At 69.2% G+C, this 16,277-nt stretch carries 18 protein-coding genes; 9 read left to right on the forward strand and 9 right to left on the reverse strand.

All coding sequences use genetic code 11. The annotated features are described in order from the left end of the window. Positions 1-95 precede the first annotated feature (95 nt). On the forward strand, positions 96-2,156 hold the full coding sequence (locus LTT66_RS16515; protein WP_233068494.1) for a neutral/alkaline ceramidase: 2,061 nt from the start codon (positions 96-98) through the stop codon (positions 2,154-2,156). A gap of 11 nt (positions 2,157-2,167) precedes the next feature. Here LTT66_RS16515 and LTT66_RS16520 read toward each other — a convergent pair whose 3' ends face one another. Further along, a complete protein-coding gene (locus LTT66_RS16520; RefSeq protein ID WP_233068495.1) occupies positions 2,168-2,407 on the reverse strand; it encodes a DUF2530 domain-containing protein in 240 nt (79 codons plus the stop codon). Between the two features lie 117 nt (positions 2,408-2,524). Here LTT66_RS16520 and LTT66_RS16525 point away from each other — a divergent pair, with 117 nt between their 5' ends. Continuing rightward, entirely contained in the window at positions 2,525-2,962 is a 438-nt protein-coding gene (locus tag LTT66_RS16525) for a MarR family winged helix-turn-helix transcriptional regulator (protein WP_195066740.1), read from the forward strand. A 51-nt stretch (positions 2,963-3,013) separates the two neighbouring features. Here LTT66_RS16525 and LTT66_RS16530 read toward each other — a convergent pair whose 3' ends face one another. From LTT66_RS16530 to LTT66_RS16540, 3 genes are all read right to left on the reverse strand, one after another. After that, positions 3,014-3,241 (reverse strand): hypothetical protein, encoded by a 228-nt coding sequence (locus LTT66_RS16530; protein WP_233068500.1) that lies wholly within the window; start codon positions 3,239-3,241, stop codon positions 3,014-3,016. A 211-nt stretch (positions 3,242-3,452) separates the two neighbouring features. Beyond that, complete coding sequence (locus LTT66_RS16535) at positions 3,453-3,854, reverse strand: YccF domain-containing protein (protein ID WP_043686801.1); 402 nt, start codon at positions 3,852-3,854, stop codon at positions 3,453-3,455. A gap of 69 nt (positions 3,855-3,923) precedes the next feature. Next, positions 3,924-5,126 carry a GNAT family N-acetyltransferase gene (locus tag LTT66_RS16540; protein WP_233068502.1) on the reverse strand — a complete coding sequence of 401 codons (1,203 nt, stop codon included), beginning with the start codon at positions 5,124-5,126 and terminating at the stop codon, positions 3,924-3,926. 113 nt (positions 5,127-5,239) lie between these two features. On the opposite strand from LTT66_RS16540, the gene LTT66_RS16545 reads away from it, so the two are divergent. Both LTT66_RS16545 and LTT66_RS16550 read left to right on the forward strand, forming a co-directional pair. After that, positions 5,240-6,043 carry a TrmH family RNA methyltransferase gene (locus LTT66_RS16545; RefSeq protein ID WP_233068504.1) on the forward strand — a complete coding sequence of 268 codons (804 nt, stop codon included), beginning with the start codon at positions 5,240-5,242 and terminating at the stop codon, positions 6,041-6,043. Further along, the gene (locus tag LTT66_RS16550; RefSeq protein WP_181722819.1) at positions 6,040-6,339 is read left to right on the forward strand and encodes a DUF2537 domain-containing protein; all 300 of its coding nucleotides are present in this window, start codon (positions 6,040-6,042) and stop codon (positions 6,337-6,339) included. The genes LTT66_RS16545 and LTT66_RS16550 overlap by 4 nt, the downstream gene beginning before the upstream one ends. A gap of 30 nt (positions 6,340-6,369) precedes the next feature. Here LTT66_RS16550 and LTT66_RS16555 read toward each other — a convergent pair whose 3' ends face one another. The 3 genes from LTT66_RS16555 to serC form a co-directional block, all read right to left on the reverse strand. Continuing rightward, a complete protein-coding gene (locus LTT66_RS16555) occupies positions 6,370-7,113 on the reverse strand; it encodes a DUF6928 family protein (RefSeq protein ID WP_181722820.1) in 744 nt (247 codons plus the stop codon). Between the two features lie 354 nt (positions 7,114-7,467). After that, positions 7,468-8,511: a septation protein SepH gene (sepH, locus tag LTT66_RS16560; protein ID WP_233068506.1), complete on the reverse strand. Its 1,044-nt coding sequence runs from the start codon at positions 8,509-8,511 to the stop codon at positions 7,468-7,470. 212 nt (positions 8,512-8,723) lie between these two features. Continuing rightward, positions 8,724-9,848 (reverse strand): phosphoserine transaminase, encoded by a 1,125-nt coding sequence (gene serC / locus LTT66_RS16565; RefSeq protein ID WP_195094821.1) that lies wholly within the window; start codon positions 9,846-9,848, stop codon positions 8,724-8,726. A 64-nt stretch (positions 9,849-9,912) separates the two neighbouring features. Between serC and LTT66_RS16570 the strand changes: the two genes are divergently transcribed. Next, positions 9,913-10,551: a hypothetical protein gene (locus LTT66_RS16570; RefSeq protein WP_181722823.1), complete on the forward strand. Its 639-nt coding sequence runs from the start codon at positions 9,913-9,915 to the stop codon at positions 10,549-10,551. A gap of 4 nt (positions 10,552-10,555) precedes the next feature. Here LTT66_RS16570 and LTT66_RS16575 read toward each other — a convergent pair whose 3' ends face one another. Together LTT66_RS16575 and LTT66_RS16580 are read right to left on the reverse strand one after the other, a co-directional pair. Then, a complete protein-coding gene (locus LTT66_RS16575; protein WP_233068508.1) occupies positions 10,556-10,798 on the reverse strand; it encodes a hypothetical protein in 243 nt (80 codons plus the stop codon). 203 nt (positions 10,799-11,001) lie between these two features. Continuing rightward, positions 11,002-12,150, reverse strand: coding sequence for a citrate synthase 2 (locus tag LTT66_RS16580; protein WP_233068510.1), 1,149 nt, complete (start codon positions 12,148-12,150; stop codon positions 11,002-11,004). Between the two features lie 121 nt (positions 12,151-12,271). On the opposite strand from LTT66_RS16580, the gene pdxH reads away from it, so the two are divergent. From pdxH to LTT66_RS16600, 4 genes are all read left to right on the forward strand, one after another. Further along, complete coding sequence (gene pdxH / locus LTT66_RS16585) at positions 12,272-12,964, forward strand: pyridoxamine 5'-phosphate oxidase (protein ID WP_233068512.1); 693 nt, start codon at positions 12,272-12,274, stop codon at positions 12,962-12,964. A gap of 70 nt (positions 12,965-13,034) precedes the next feature. Beyond that, on the forward strand, positions 13,035-14,315 hold the full coding sequence (locus LTT66_RS16590) for an MFS transporter (protein WP_233068516.1): 1,281 nt from the start codon (positions 13,035-13,037) through the stop codon (positions 14,313-14,315). A gap of 192 nt (positions 14,316-14,507) precedes the next feature. Beyond that, positions 14,508-15,821, forward strand: a complete 1,314-nt coding sequence (locus LTT66_RS16595) for a citrate synthase (RefSeq protein ID WP_083899118.1) — start codon at positions 14,508-14,510, stop codon at positions 15,819-15,821. A gap of 39 nt (positions 15,822-15,860) precedes the next feature. Further along, the gene (locus tag LTT66_RS16600) at positions 15,861-16,220 is read left to right on the forward strand and encodes an FKBP-type peptidyl-prolyl cis-trans isomerase (protein ID WP_233068523.1); all 360 of its coding nucleotides are present in this window, start codon (positions 15,861-15,863) and stop codon (positions 16,218-16,220) included. Positions 16,221-16,277: the final 57 nt, after the last annotated feature.

Below are 16,277 nucleotides of genomic sequence, written 5' to 3' on the forward strand. Positions count from 1 at the left end.
ACGGACCGCGCAGTCAATTCGCGGGCCGAAAAAAATTGGACTGGACGAGTGACCAGTTGTGTGGTTCGCTGCATCGGGACGGAAGGGAGACGGGTATGTCGGTGTCGCGCAGAACTGTTCTGGCCCGGACCGCGATCGGTTCGGCCACGCTCGCGGCCGCGACGGTGCCCGGGATGAGTGGCGTGCTCGGCGTTCCGGCCGCCGCCGCCCCGGATTCGGGCGGCTACGAGATCGGCGTCGGGCTTTCCGACATCACCGGCCCGGCCGCGGAATGCGGCATGATGGGCTACTCCCAGCTCGAGCAGCAGACCGCGGGCATCCACCTGCGCCCGCGGGCGCGGGCGTTCGTCATCGGCAGCGCGGGGCGGCGAATCGTCTTCGTGGTCGCCGAGAACGGGATGATCTTCCAGTCCGTGCACCGTGGCGTGCTGACCGAACTGGCCCGGCGGTTCGGCGATCTGTACACCGAGCAGAACGTCCTGCTCACCTCCACACATTCGCACGCGACCTGCGGTGGCTCCAGCCACGACTACGCCTACAACCTGTCCATCCTCGGTTTTCAGCAGCAGGTCTACGACGCCGAGGTGAACGGCATCGTCGAGGCGATCACCGCTGCGCACGCCGATCTCGGCCCCGGCTCGCTCGCGGTCGGCCGCACCGAGCTGCACAACGCGAGCGTGAACCGCTCGCGCGTGGCCTGGGAACGTAATCCGCTCGCGGACAGGCAACATTTCCCGGAGGCCATCGATCCCGCGGTGACCACGCTCGTCCTGCGCAAGGGTGGCCGGTCGGTGGGAACCATCACCTGGTTCGCCACGCACAACACCTCGATGACCAACGCGAACCGTCTGATCAGCTCGGACAACAAGGGCTACGCCTCCTTTTCCGGCGAGCACATCGAGCACGGCGTGCGCTACCTGGACGGCAAGCCCGCCTTCGTGGCCGCCTTCGCGCAGACCAACGCCGGTGACATGTCCCCGAACCTGAATCTGCGTCCGGCCTCCGGACCCACCGAGGACGAGTTCGACAACACCCGGATCCTGGGCGAGCGGCAGTACGCGGCGTCGAAAGACGCGGCGGCCCAGGCGCGCTCGATCTCCGGTTCGGTGGACGGGCTGCTCTGCTACATCGACCTGGCCGACATCGCCGTGGAGGGTCGCTTCACGCCGGACGGCCTGCCGCGGCGCACCGCACCGGCCGCGGCGGGTGTCTCGCTGATCGCGGGCAGTGTCGAGGACGGTCCGGGCTTGCCGGGCGGCCCCATCCCGGAAGGTGTGCGCAATCCGTTTCTCCAGGCGCTCGGTGACCCGGCCCAGCCGGCCCCGGCCTGGCTGGCGGACGCGCAGGCGCCGAAAGCGATCGCGGTGCCGCTGGGCATGCTGCCCCCGGTGGCGTGGGTGCCGAATGTGCTGCCGATTCAGCTCGTTCGGATCGGCGAACTCTATCTGGCCGCCGCGGGTGGGGAATTCACCATCACGGCAGGCTTGCGGATCCGCCGGGCGGTCGCGGCGGCGCTGAACGTCCCCTTGGAGCAGGTGCTCATGCAGGGCTACGCGAACGCCTACCACGAATACGTCACCACGCCCGAGGAGTATGACTCCCAGCAGTACGAGGGCGCTTCGACGCTGTTCGGCCGCTACACCCTGTGCGCCTATCAGCAGGAGTTCACGCGGCTGGCCGCGGCTTTCGCCGCCGGTGGCCGGGTGTCGCGCGGCCCGGCGCCGCGCGATGTGTCCCAGCTGCAGCCGAACTTCCAGCCGGGCGCCGGTCCGGACGCGGCCGTGCCGGGCCGCGGCTTCGGCGACGTGCTCGTGCAGCCGAACCCGGCCTATGGGCCGGGCGGTCGCGTAGTGGCCGAATTCGTCTCGGCGCATCCGAAACACGACAACCGCCGCAACGGGACGTTCCTGGAAGTGCAGCGCCGGAACGCTTCCGGCGAATGGGTGCGGGTGGCCAATGAGGGCGAGTGGGCGGTGCGATACCACTGGAGCAAACACGGGTCCGCCGCGTCGGTGGCCCGCTTCACGTGGGACATCCCGCGCGACGCCGAGCCGGGACGCTATCGCCTCCAGCACTACGCGACCCGTCTCGATCCCAGTGGCGCACTCCACCCGTTCACCGGCGCCACCGACGAATTCGAGGTGGGCCGCCCGTAACCCCGGGCGGGTTACAAACCGGTCTGCGCGCCCTTGTCCCCGCGCCGCGCGCCGCGGCGCTGGACCAGATAGATCACCAGGGCGATCAGGCCGACCACCAGCCCCATGAGGCAGACCGGGCGGGCCGACGCCCATCGGTCCCCGCCCGCCCACACCACCACGGTGGCGACCAGCCACAGCGCGCTGCCGACCGCGAGCACAGGGCGCGGATCGGTCAGGCGCGGCGGGAGTTGCGGGACATTCTGCGTCACGCAGCTCAGCCTAATCGTCCCGGTGAGTCGAAGTCCGTCGGCCGAGCGGAAGCGCGGTGGTCGGCGCAGCGCGGGAACCCGCGACCGGCCGCCCGCGGTCCCGTATCGTTTGCCACTGTGACAACGCCATCGGATGTCAGAGCCCTCGCTGGTGAGCTCTCGCTGGCGGTCGTTCGACTGACGCGACACCTGCGCGGCCGTCGGGCCGACTCGCAGATCTCGCTGACCCAACTCTCCGCGCTCGCCACCCTCGCGCGGGAGGGTGCGATGACGCCGGGTGCGCTCGCGGCGAAAGAACGCGTCCAGCCCCCGTCCATGACTCGCGTCATCGCCTCGCTCACCGATCTCGATCTGGTGGAGCGCAATCCGCATCCGACCGACGGCCGTCAGATCATCGTCTCGCTGTCCCCGGCGGGGCGCGCGCTCATCGCCGACGAGGCCAGCGCGCGGGAGGCGTGGATGACCGAGCAGCTGTCCACGCTCACCGAAGAGCAACTCATCGTGCTCACCCGGGCCGTGGCGATCATGAAGCAGATCGTCGCGGAGTCCGAGTAGCACGTTCGGCCGCAACGGCATTCGATGCCGATGCCGTCGACGGCGGCAGGGTCAGCGGTTCGTCCGGAGGAGTCGGACGAGGATTGCGGCGCCCCACCACAGTAGGCCGCCCGCGATCGTCAGGCAGAGGGCGAAGGCCGGATAGACCAGGACCCCGTAGTCGGCGGCCCAGCGGGGCAGGCGGGGGAGTTGGATGGCCGCGCCGACGATCAGCAGCAGGCCCAAAACCGCCGCGATCGGCGCGAGTGGCGCGGTGTCCGGGGCAGTGCGGTCGGTCATGTGGAGCCCTCCTGTGCGGTCGGCTCGGCACCCGCTCGGGGCGCGATGGGCACTGGAAAACGTCAGTTACCTTCTAGCTAACATTCGCACAGGGGTGTGATTTCGTTAACAGTCTGTGACGTAGATCACAGAAGAATCGCGACAGCGCCATGCGGCCAGCGCACAGCGTGACCTGCGCAAGGGCGGCCGATCCGGCCGGATGTGCCGACGGCTAGCGCGTGCCGAACGGCTGGTCGCTGTCCACGATCTCCCGTCCCAGCGGGAACAGTGAGATGGGGATGAACTTCAGGTTCGCCCAGCCGAACGGGATGCCGATGATCGAGACGAACAGCGGGATGCTGGTGATCAGGTGGCCCAGCGCGAGCCACCAGCCCGCGACGATGAACCAGATGATGTTGCCGATCAGCGAGCCCGCGCCCGCGCCCGGCTTCTCCACCGTGGTCCGGCCGAACGGCCACAGCACGTAGGCGGCGATCCGGAAGGACGCGATGCCGAAGGGGATCGTGATGATCAGGATGAAGCAGATGATCCCCGCCGCGATGTATCCGAGCGCCAGCCAGAACCCGGCGAGGACGAGCCACAGGATATTGAGAACCAACTGAATCGGCTTCATGAGACCAGCATGCCAGCCGCGCGCCGATTCGGACATTTCTTCCTTCCCGGCGGGGCGCGGCGCGTGTCGTCAGAAGAACCAGCCGAGCATCGCGTCCCGCTCCGTGCGGAAGGCGTCGTCGAGCGCACGCACCTGCGCGGAATCCTTGGCCCGCACACGGTTCGCCGCGGCGAACACCCGGCCGGGATACGCGCCGAGATACATGCTGCCGAGCACGTCGATGCCCAGTTCGACATCGGCCGCGCGATCGGTGGGCGCGCATTCCGCCTGACCGTCGCGCACCCGCAGAGCGAACCTGCCGCCGGCGTTCCGGAAGGGGTCGGTCACCTCGAGGGTCACATCGAGCTCGCCCGCGTACGCGCGTGCCGTCAGCGCGGCGGGAACGTCCATCAGGCGAAGCCACAGTCCGTCGTAGCGGGCGGTCGTGCGCACCAGCCGGGGATCGGTCAGCAGATAGGGCAGCGGGTCGTGGTCGGTGAGCACGCCGTCCACCCGCTGGACCAGGTCCAGCCCGAGCAGGGCCCGCCACAGTGCCGCGTGCGCTTCGGCGGTGACCGTCCGCATCTCGACGACTTCGACCGTTCTCGCCCTGTCGTCGGAGTGGAACCGATACAGCGCGTAACCGTCGGCGTGCAGGAGACCGAACAGGGTGGTGCCGCCTTCCCGGAAGCGTTCCGGGTCGTCGAACACGATGTCCCATGCCGCCGCCGGACGCACCTGCGCGCCGGGCACCAGCCTGCGCCAGCGGTCGTAGATCCGTTCCGCGGCCGCGCGCAGTTCGCTCGGCGTCCGGAGCGTCACACCGCCGGGGTCCGGAGCGGTCGGCAGGAACTCGGCGAGTCGGCGTTCGATGCCGACGGCGTTCTCCCGTGTCGCGGGTCCGTAGCCGAACCGGCCGTAGATGCCGCCCTCGCTGGCGGTGAACATGGTCAGGGGCAACCCGGCCGCCTCGATGCGCCGGTGCTGCTCGGTGTACATGGCGCGCAGAATGCCGCGCCGCCGATGGGTCGGCGCCACGCCGACGCCCGCGATGCCGCATACCGGCACGGTCCGCTCGCCGGCCACCGTCACCGTCATGGTGGTGGCCTGCAGGTGACCGACGACCTGTCCGCCCTCGACCGCGACGATCGAGTTCTCCGGGGGGAACAGCAGCGGTATCCGATGCAGCTCGGCCGGGTCGTAGCGGGTGCCGAACGAGGTCTCCACCAGCGTCATGATCGCGGGCCCGTCGTCCTCGGTGGCCGACCGAATCGTGATTCCCGGAAGGGTCATGCCTCGACCATCCCACGTTCGCGTCCCTGCCCGCACCGCATTTTCCCGCGCTCGGCGACCACCGGGCGAACACCGATTCGGAACCGGGCGCGGCCGCCCGGCAGGATGGAGCGGTGGCCGAAGTGATCGATATCGATGACCCCGCCGACCCCCGGGTCGACGACTTCCGCGATCTCAAGTCGGCCGACCGCAGGCCCGATCTGCCCGGGCGCAAGGGACTGGTGATCGCCGAGGGCGTCGTGGTGGTCCAGCGGATGCTCGATTCGCGCTTCGCGCCGACCGCACTGCTCGGCGTGGAACGCAGGCGCTGCGAACTCGCCGACGACTTGGTGGCCGTGGATGTGCCGTACTACCGCGCGACGGCCGAGGTGATGGCCGAGGTGGTCGGGTTCCACCTGAACCGCGGCGTGCTGGCCGTCGCGCGCCGCCCCGCGGAACTCGGCGTGGACGAGGTGATCGAGAAAGCGCGGACCGTCGCGGTGCTCGAAGGCGTCAACGACCACGAGAATCTCGGCGCGATGTTCCGCAACGCGGCCGGGCTCGGCGCCGACGCGATCCTGTTCGGCGACCGCTGTGCCGATCCGCTGTACCGCCGCGCCGTCCGGGTCTCGATGGGACATGTGCTGCGGATCCCGTTCGCGACCGTGCCGGATTGGCCGACTGGACTGGATATACTGCGGCGCAAGGGATTCCAGATCATCGCGCTCACTCCGAACCCGGCGGCGGCGAATCTGGCCACGGCGATGACAGGGGAGCGGGTGGCGTTGTTGCTCGGGGCCGAGGGGCCGGGACTGACCGAGGACGCCATGCGGGCCACCGACGTGCGCGCGCGCATTCCCATGACGCCGGGCACCGATTCGCTCAACGTCGCGACCGCGGCCGCGATGGCGTTCTACGAGCGGGTGCGTACCGCATGACCGGACCGTATCGACCGTATCCGTCCTATCAGGACCCGACGCCGTGGGGCGCGGGCCTCACCGTGGCGATCATGGTGGCGCTGCTGACGGCGGTCGCGGTGTACTCCTTCGGTGCCGCGCTGGCCGAGGTGCACCCGCTGCTCGCGGTCGCGGTGAATCTCGTGGCGGTCGGCGGCGCCGCGCCCACCGCGTGGCGCTGGCGTTTCGCGCCGGTGACGCGGTGGGTGATCGGCGGAGGCGCGGCGGGCGTGCTGCTCGGCTGGATCGCATTGCTGCTCGGCGGATTCGCGGCATAGGCCGACCGGCTACGTCGCGCGGCGACGCGCCTAGCGGACCGGGTCGGGTCCGCGCAGCCAGCCGAACAGGCCGCGCCTGCGCGAGGTCGCATGCGCCCCGCCGTCGGCGGGGCCGCGGATCGCCGGATCGGGCAGCTTGCCCTTCGGGTGCAGCGCGAAGCCGCAGACGGGGATGTCACCGGGCACGATCGCGCCGGGAGCGACCGGACCGCGGTAGTGGAAGCCGAGCCATTCGTCGTTGGCGGCGTCGGCGAAGCCGGGCGGATCGAACGGCAGCGAGTGCGGGTCGGGTAGTTCGCCCGCGCGCCACCGCACCGGGTGCTCGCCCGCCCAGTAGGGACGCTCCCAGACCAGCGGAAGTCCTTCGTCCTCCAGGATGTTCACCCGGGTCGAGCTGAACGCTCGGCGGAACTCGCCGCGCTCCCAATGAGCGAACGCGCCCCAGCCGTGCTCGATGTCGAACGACACCAGATAGGTGTGCTCGGAGGCCAGCGGGCGCACCAGCAACTCCGGGATCTCGGTCGGGTGGATCCGCGCGGCCTGGGGCGAGCACAGCACCGTCACGCCCGGAAAACAACCGATGTACACCTCGTCGTTCTCCGGGCCAGCGCAACCGGCCAGCGTGCCGACCATGATCGGCCGCACATCGCGGTCCTCGTGCAGTTGCCTCGCCAGTGCCAGTGCGGCTCGGGGATCCGGGTCGTGGTTCGCGCGCAGCACCGCCACGGGGTCGGGGGTGTCGACGTACCAGAGCGACCAAGCCTTGGATAGCATTCCGGCACCTCCCGATAGTTGCACGAATGGACTCCGCGAACTTCGAGCAACGCGCGATGGTGCCGACCGGCACACCGCTGAGGTGACCTGTCCGGCGCCGACGCGCGTCGTCGACCACACCGAAAATTTACTCGCACCGCACCATCCGCGGTGCGGCTTCGCGCCGCGAACACGCGACGCGCCACCGGCCCTCGCACGGGCGATCGAGCATCAACCGCGACTTCTGATTTCGCGAGCACATGGGTAACTCGCCGGGAACGCCCGAAGCTGAGGTGGCACCTGACGCAGGACCTGTGTGTGAATCCCGCGCTCTCAACTCGTACGGTCTGAAGGCGCGGAGAGGCGGAGGAGCGCTCAGTGACCGGAGCTGCGCACCCCGAGCAGCACGTCCTCCCAGGACGGCATCGGGGCTTTGCCCCGCTTGGCGCGGCTGGGCTTCGCCGGAGCCTTCGCGGGCTTCGCCGGCTCCTCGCCGGTGGCGGGCGCCGACGCGGCAGGGGCAGCCGGGGTGGTCTCCGCCGCGGCGCCGGAAGTCGGTGTCGCAGCGGCGCCGTTGGCGGGGGCCGCGTTACCGGCCGCCGCGGGGGCCGCGTTGGCAGCCGCGGCGCCGTTGCCCGGCGGGATCGCCGCGGCGCTGCCACCACCGGCGACGGCACGCTGTTCGTAGTACTCGTCCAGCGTGGGCTGGCTCTGTCGGTTCGCGGTGCGCGCGGGCGGCGCGGCCGGGGCGGGACGCGGTTCGGCCACCGGTTCCGGCTGCGGCGGGGCCGGTTCGGGTTCCGGCGGCAGGATCGTCGCGAGCCCGCGCAGCGCGCGTCCGAAATCCGGATCGATCAGATCGGAGGCCGGGTCGTCGAGCGGGGAGACCGAGCCGCCGTGCGCGTCCGGCTGGTAGCGCCAGTGCGCGGCGATCTCCGATCGCCCGTTCTGCCACTGTAACTGGGCGACCCAGTAACCCTTCTCATCCTTCCAAGCGTCCCATTCGGCGCCCTCGATGTTGTGCCCGCGCGCGGTGAACGCGGCGGTGACCACATCGATGAGGGTGTCCACGGCGGGACCGTCGGGACGGACGGGGTGGGCCTTCTGGGCGAGTTCGGCGGCGCGCGCTCGCTCCAGCAGCACCGGATAGGCGAACCGCTCGACGCGGCTGGCCGGCATTCCGGATTCCTCGGTGACCTGTTCCACGGAGGCCCCTGCACGAATACGGGCCTGGATATCGCGGGGACGCATAGTTGCTTCCATTTCGATCTCGATCTGGCCGAATCGGGCAAGGTCTCCGCGCGCGGCGGCTCGCAGTTTGTCGTCGGCGGGCAGCCGGAACTTCTGACCGGACTCGGTGTCGATACACACGATGTGCGTGGAGTCGGGCGTCACCCCGATCACTCGAAGTTCACGCACCGTTACCTCCTTATCGCGTCGACTCGCGACACCGCCCACTTTCCGAAACAGTAGTGCACATCTGGGATTCCTGGGGCAGGACACGCGGCACGGAAATCTCCGGAGAGACGTCCGCGCCCCGCTAATCTGCTCTGTTCGATCCGCTATGCCTAATTTCGCGGCGTGTCGATCCCGGGCGTGTTGCGGCCGTAAAGGCTCGAAATATGCGGCGGTCAGCCGAGATTCTGCACGACCCAATCGATCGAGCGGGTCAGCTGGCTGACGTCGTCCGGATCGATCGCCGGGAACATGCCGATGCGCAGCTGGTTGCGGCCCAGCTTGCGGTACGGCTCGGTGTCCACGATGCCGTTGGCGCGCAGGATCTTCGCCACCGCGGCCGCGTCGACCGAGTCGGCGAAGTCGATGGTGCCGACCACCTGCGAGCGGTGCGCCGGATCGGTGACGTACGGGGTGGCGTACTCACTCGACTCGGCCCAGGAGTACAGCCGCGACGAGGAGTCCAGCGTGCGCTTGACCGCCCAGTCCAGGCCGCCGTTGCCGTTGAGCCACTCGATCTGGTCGGCGAACAGCAGCAGGGTGCCCAGCGCCGGGGTGTTGTAGGTCTGGTCCTTGGTGCTGTTGTCGATCGCGATCGGCAGCGACAGGAAATCGGGTGTCCAGCGGCCCGACGCCTTGATCTCCTCGACCCGGGCCAGCGCGGCCGGGCTCATCAGCGCGACCCACAGGCCGCCGTCGGAGGCGAAGCACTTCTGCGGGGCGAAGTAGTAGACGTCGGCGTCGGTGATGTTGACCGGGAGACCGCCCGCGCCCGAGGTGGCGTCGATGGCGATCAGCGCGTGTTCCGAGCCGGCGGGACGACGTACCGGGATGGACACGCCGGTCGAGGTCTCGTTGTGCGCCCAGCCGATCAGGTCCACCGACGGGTCCGACACCGGCTCCGGCGCGCTGCCCGGCTCGGCCGAGACCACGATTGGGTCGCCGATGAACGGGTTGCCCTTGGTCACCGCGGCGAACTTCGAGCTGAACTCACCGTTGGTCAGGTGCAGCGAGCGTTCCCGGACCAGGCCGAACGCCGCGGCGTCCCAGAAAGCGGTGGTGCCGCCGTTGCCGAGCACCACCTCGTAGCCGTCCGGCAGGCCGAACAGCTCACGCAAGCCGGAGCGCACCCGCGCCACCACGTCCTTGACCGGTTTCTGCCGATGCGAGGTTCCGAACACCGAGGCGCCCACGTTCACCAGCGACTGCAGCTGCTCCGGGCGCACCTTGGAGGGGCCGCAACCGAACCGTCCGTCGGCGGGCTTGAGATCGTCGGGAATGGTCGGAAACGCAGAGGTCATGGCGAACAGGGTAGTCGGTGGTGTCGCTGTGGCGACGCCCACACTCCGGCTAACGTAAGCGCCCATGAGCATGCGGTCAGCTAACTCGGGGTGGCGACTGCGCGAGCGGGCGCGGAACTTCCGCCTGCGCGGCGCGACGGTCTCGGACGCGATGCGGCGGGAGTTGCTGATCCGCGGGGAAGGGGGCACCGCGACGATCCTCGGCGTGCGTCCGCGGCGTACCGAACCCGGGCACGTGTTCTGGGTTCGGGTGCAGCTGGCCGGGGAGTTCCCCTACGAGAGCCGGGTGCGGCAGCGGGTGACCGAGGCCGACCTGGAATGGATGCGCCCGGGCGACGTGGTGTGCTGCCGGGTGGACCCGCGCGACCGCGATCGCCTGGTGCTGTACGTTCCCGACGCCGAGGAATCCGGTCGGGCGAGCATCGCGAAGATCCTCGCCGACGGTCGCCGCGCCGACGCCACCGTGCTCGCCGCCGCGCCGATCGCGGCCGATTACTCCGGTCGCGACGACCCCGTGCTGCGGCTGGACCTCGAATTGCGGGCCTGGGACGAATCCAAACCGTGGCTGGTCCGGCTGGTCCAGCCGGTGCCGCTGAACGCCATCCGCCTGGTCGACCTGGGTCAGCATCTGGAGGTCGCCTTCTTCGAGGTCGACCACGGCGAAACGGTCGCCGTCGACTGGCTCGCGTCGCTCGAGGAGTGAACCGTCAGCGAATTCGGCCGAGTGCCTGGCGGTGTACAAAGGTGAAACCCATCGCGCGGATCTTCGGCCGCGCCGCCATCATCCTCGCCGCTGTTCCGGAGTGCGATGCATATGGTCGAGTGAAATAGCGCCCGAGACTGCCACATTCATCCCCAGATCGCGTCTTGGTGGCTGCGGCGGCCGCACCGAAATCGGTGTCGATACCGAATCCGGCCGGGATTCCCCTCAATTCGTGGACGATTGACACTGCGACATCGTGTTTATGCGCGGCGCTGGCGAAAGAATCGCGGCGGCCTGCGATTTCGACGCCCAACTGCTGTGGCCGGATCCCGGCGTGCCCGGCGGATGTCGTACCGGCCGCTCTTCCCGGATGCTGCGCGAGCCGGGCGGGACGGCAGGAGGACATGTCCGCCGTCCCGCCCGGCTCGGGGCGGTGACGCTGTGGTTCGGCTACGTGTGCCCGATGGTCGCCCAGCCGTCGACCTCTTCGGGCTTGCGGGGGCTGGGGCCGGTGTAGATGGCCGCGGGGCGGACCAGTTTGCCCAGTTGCTTCTGTTCCAGGATGTGGGCGCACCAGCCCGCGGTGCGGCCGCAGGTGAACATGGCGGGCATCATGTGCGCGGGTACTTCGGCGAAGTCCAGGATCACCGCGGCCCAGAACTCCACGTTGGTCTCGATGGCGCGGTCCGGACGGCGCTCGCGCAGCTCGGCCAGGGCGGCCTGTTCCAGCGCGGCGGCGACCTCGTAGCGCGGAGCGGCCAGGCGCTTCGCGGTGGCGCGCAGGACGCGGGCGCGCGGGTCCTCGGCCCGGTAGACCCGGTGACCGAAGCCCATCAGCTTCTCTTTGCGGTCCAGGATGCCCTTGACCAGTGCGCGCGCGTCGCCGGTCTTCTCGACCTCTTCGATCATCGGCAGCACGCGCGCGGGCGCGCCGCCGTGCAAGGGACCGGACATGGCCCCGATCGCGCCGGACAGCGAGGCGGCGACGTCGGCTCCGGTCGAGGCGATCACCCGGGCGGTGAAGGTGGAGGCGTTCATGCCGTGCTCGGCGGCGGAGACCCAGTAGGCGTCGATGGCCTCGGTGTGGCGCGGGTCCGGGTCACCCTTCCAGCGCGTCATGAAGCGCTCGGTGACGGTGGTGCACTCATCGATCTTCTTCTGCGGGACCGCGGGCTGGTAGATACCGCGCGCCGACTGCGCGACGTAGGACAGCGCCATGACCGAGGCGCGGGCGAGGTTCTCGCGAGCGGTCTCGTCGTCGATGTCCAGCAGCGGCTGGTAGCCCCAGATCGGGGCGAGCATGGCCAGCCCGGCCTGCACGTCGACCCGCACGTCACCGGTGTGCACGGGGAGCGGGAACGGTTCGGCGGGCGGCAGGCCGCGGCCGAACGATCCGTCGACCAGCAGCGCCCACACGTCACCGAAGGTCACCCGGCTCTCGACCAGGTCCTCGATGTCGACTCCGCGGTAGCGCAGCGCGCCGCCGTCCTTGTCCGGTTCGGCGATATCGGTGGTGAAAGCAACCACGCCCTCCAGGCCACTGACGAAATCGCTGGGTACGGTGGCCTGCCTACCGGAAACCGCGGGGCTGGTAGTCATGTTGCGACTCTCCTTGCACTTGGGTCGCATGTTCTCGTCGATGGGAAGCTGCCGGATTTGACGAGCACATGCCGATCATCAAAACCTTAGCTCGCCGCTACTGCGGAGTAACGTCTGGCCCATGCGTGACCTGGACAATTCATCGGATCTCGCCGCCATGCGGGTCGACTACGGCGGCCTGCCGCACGGCGGCAACGAGGACGTGGACCTGGACGAGACCTGGCTCGCCGGTGGATGGGAGCCGCTGCTGCGGCATTGGATCGAACAGGCCACCGCCGTCGGCATCGCCGAACCCAACGCCATGGTGCTGGCCACGGTCTCGCTGGCCGACGGCACGCCGCGGCCGGTCGCGCGGACCGTGCTGTGTAAAGGGCTCTCGCCGGACGGTGTGATCTTCTACACGAACTACGAGTCCGCCAAGGGCGCTCAACTGACCGCGGTCCCGTACGCGGCGGTCACCTTCGTCTGGCCCGCGCTGGGCAGGCAGGTGCACCTGCGCGGCGCGGTCGAGCGGGTCCCCGCCGAGACGACGGCGGCCTACTGGCGTTCCCGGCCGCGGGACTCGCAGCTGGGCGCCTGGGCCTCGCGGCAGTCCGCGCCGATCGGCTCGCGGGCGGAACTGGATCGCACCTTGGCCGAGGCGAGCGAGCGGTTCGCCGATGTGGACGAGATCCCGGTACCGCCGCACTGGGGTGGTTTCCTGGTCCGCCCCGACGAGGTCGAGTTCTGGCAAGGGCGGCGCGGCAGGCTGCACAACCGGATCCGGGTGCGGATCGAGCACGGGACCGCCTCGGTCGAGCGCTTGCAACCCTGAGGTATTCCCGTTCCGCGCGTGAGAATTCTCGCGTCGAACCGGACCTGCCCGACTGGATACTCTGCGCCCGGTGAAACTGCTCGCCGACACCACTCCGCTGCGTGATCCGGACTTCCGACGCCTGTGGAGCTCGGGCATCGTCACCATGATCGGCGCTCAGCTGTCCGTCGTCGCGGTGCCCCAGCAGATCTTCCAGATCACCGGCAGCTCCGGCTACGTCGGTTTGGCCGGATTGTTCGGTTTGGTGCCGCTGATCGTGTTCGGCCTGTGGGGCGGCGCGCTCGCCGACGTGCTGGACCGGCGCAGGCTCCTGCTGCTCACCAATGCGGGCACCGGGCTCACGGCGCTGGCCTTCTGGCTGCAAGCGGCGGCCGGGCTGGACAACGTCTGGGTCGTGCTCGGCCTGTTCGCGGTGCAGCAGGCGTTCTTCGCGGTGAACCAGCCCACCCGCAGCGCCACCATCCCGCGCCTGCTGCCGGAAGACCAACTGGCCGCCGCGAATTCGCTGAATATGACCGTGATGCAGTTCGGCGCCATCGCGGGGCCGGTGCTCGCCGGTGCGCTCATCCCCGTCGTCGGGCTCGCCACGCTCTATCTGGTCGACGCCGTCGCGCTGCTGGCCACCCCCTGGGCGGTCTGGCGGCTGCCCGCGCTCCCGCCCACCGGAAACGTGCGCCGCGCCGGATTCCGCACGGTACTCGACGGTTTCGGCTATCTCGCCACGCAGCGAGTGCTGCTCGCGTCGTTCGCGGTGGACGTGATCGCCATGGTGTTCGGGATGCCGCGCGCGCTGTTCCCGCAGATCGCGCATGAGACCTTCGGCGACCCGGCCACCGGTGGGGTGGCGCTCGGCCTGCTGTTCGCCTCGATGTCGGCGGGCGCGGTGCTCGGCGGGGTGTTCTCCGGCTGGATTCCACGCGTCCGCAGGCAGGGCCTCGCGGTGCTGGTCTGCATCGTGCTGTGGGGCCTGGCCATGGTCGGTTTCGGTCTCGCCGTAGGTTTCACCGGCCACGGCCTGGGCCTCGGCGCGGGGTTGTGGATCGCGTTGGCCTGCTCGGCCTTCGGCGGTGCGGTGGACATGGTCTCGGCCGCGCTGCGGGTCACGATGCTGCAGACGGTGGCCACCGACGAACTGCGCGGGCGGCTGCAAGGGGTATTCACGGTGGTGGTCGCGGGCGGTCCGCGGATCGGTGATGTTGCCCACGGTTTCGCGGCAGCGAGCCTGGGTACCGCTGTAGCCGCGGCGGGCGGAGGCGCGCTGGTGGTGGCGGGTGTGCTGATCGCGGCGGTCGCGTTTCCGGCCTTCACGCGTTACCGTGTCGCTCGCGCTCATGCCGAAATCGCCGTGTGACGTGCACCGCGAACACCCGGCGATCGGGTTCCGCCGTGGGCGCGGAACCTCACCGCGCCAGGACGTGTTTGTGAGCCTCCGCAGGACTACCCTCCGGTATTGTCCGCGTCGGTGAACGGCTAGCGTTGAGGCAAGCGCATCGTGCGCCGACCGCGCCGGTGCCTGTGGTTCTAGCCTGAGAGGGATCCTTCCGTGCCCGCTGAGAACATCATCAACGTCGACGACGACGCCAAGCCGGTACTTTCCTACCCCGGCGGCGAGTTCCCGATGACGGTCGCCAGGGCCGCCGAGGGCAACGACGGGATCGAGCTGGGAAAGCTGCTGGCCAGCACCGGGTACGTGACGTACGACCCGGGCTTCATGAACACCGCCCCGACCAAGTCGGCGATCACCTACATCGACGGTGAGGCGGGCATCCTGCGCTACCGCGGGTACCCGATCGACCAGCTCGCGGCGGCCTCGACCTTCATCGAGGTCAGCTACCTGCTGATCTACGGCGAGCTGCCGACCCAGGCCCAGCTCGAGGACTTCACCGACCGCATCCGCAGGCACACCCTGCTGCACGAGGACCTGAAGCGGTTCTTCGACGGGTTCCCGCGCAACGCGCACCCGATGCCGGTGCTGTCCTCGGCCGTGAACGCGCTGTCGGCCTACTACCAGGACTCGCTGGACCCGCGCGACCCCGAACAGGTCGAGCTGTCCACCATCCGACTATTGGCCAAGCTGCCCACCATCGCGGCCTACTCGTACAAGAAGTCGGTCGGCCAGCCCTTCCTCTACCCGGACAACTCGCTGAGCCTGGTGGAGAACTTCCTGCGGATGACCTTCGGCTTCCCGGCCGAGCCCTACGAGGTCGACCCCGAGGTCGCGGCGGCGCTGGACATGCTGCTCATCCTGCACGCCGACCACGAGCAGAACTGCTCCACCTCGACCGTGCGCTTGGTCGGCTCGTCCGACGCCAACCTGTTCACCTCGGTGTCCGGCGGCATCAACGCGCTGTGGGGCCCGCTGCACGGCGGCGCGAACCAGGCCGTGCTGGAGATGCTCGACGGCATCAAGGCCAGCGGCAGCGACGTCAAGGAGTTCATCCGCAAGGTCAAGAACAAGGAAGACGGGGTGAAGCTCATGGGCTTCGGGCACCGCGTCTACCGCAACTACGACCCGCGCGCGTCGATCGCCAAGAAGCACGCCGACGCCATCCTGAGCAAGCTCGGCGGCCACGACGAGCTGTTCGACATCGCCCAGGCCCTGGAAGAGGCCGCGCTCACCGATGATTACTTCATCGAGCGGCGCCTGTACCCGAACGTCGACTTCTACACCGGCGTCATCTACAAGGCGATGGGCTTCCCGACCCGCATGTTCACGGTGCTGTTCGCGATGGGCCGGCTCCCCGGCTGGATCGCGCACTGGCGCGAAATGCACAGCGAGCCTTTGAAGATCGGCCGTCCGCGGCAGATCTACACCGGCTACGGCGCCCGCGATTACCGCGAGATCACCAACCGCTGACGACATCCATCCACCATCTATCGAAGGGGTAAAAGCCGAATGACCAAACCGGAGATCGAGTTCCAGGAAGGGCCCGCGCCCACCGAGCTGGTGATCAAGGACATCATCGAAGGCGAGGGCAAGGAAGCCGTGCCCGGTGGCACCGTGGAGGTGCACTACGTGGGCGTCGAATTCGAATCCGGCGAAGAGTTCGACTCCTCCTGGAACCGTGGTGAGTCCATCACCTTCCCGCTGCGCGGCCTGATCCAGGGCTGGCAGGACGGCATCCCCGGTATGAAGGTCGGCGGCCGTCGTCAGCTGACCATCCCGCCGGAGCTGGCCTACGGCCCCGCGGGCGCCGGTCACCGTCTCTCGGGCAAGACGCTGGTCTTCGTGATCGACCTGCTGAACGCCAACTGATTTCGGCGTAGAAGTGGCCTGTGTTCCGATCGGGACACAGGCCACTTCTCGTATTCC

Origin of the sequence: Nocardia gipuzkoensis, from assembly GCF_021183645.1 — a bacterium.
GTDB classification, from domain to species: Bacteria; Actinomycetota; Actinomycetes; order Mycobacteriales; family Mycobacteriaceae; genus Nocardia; species Nocardia abscessus.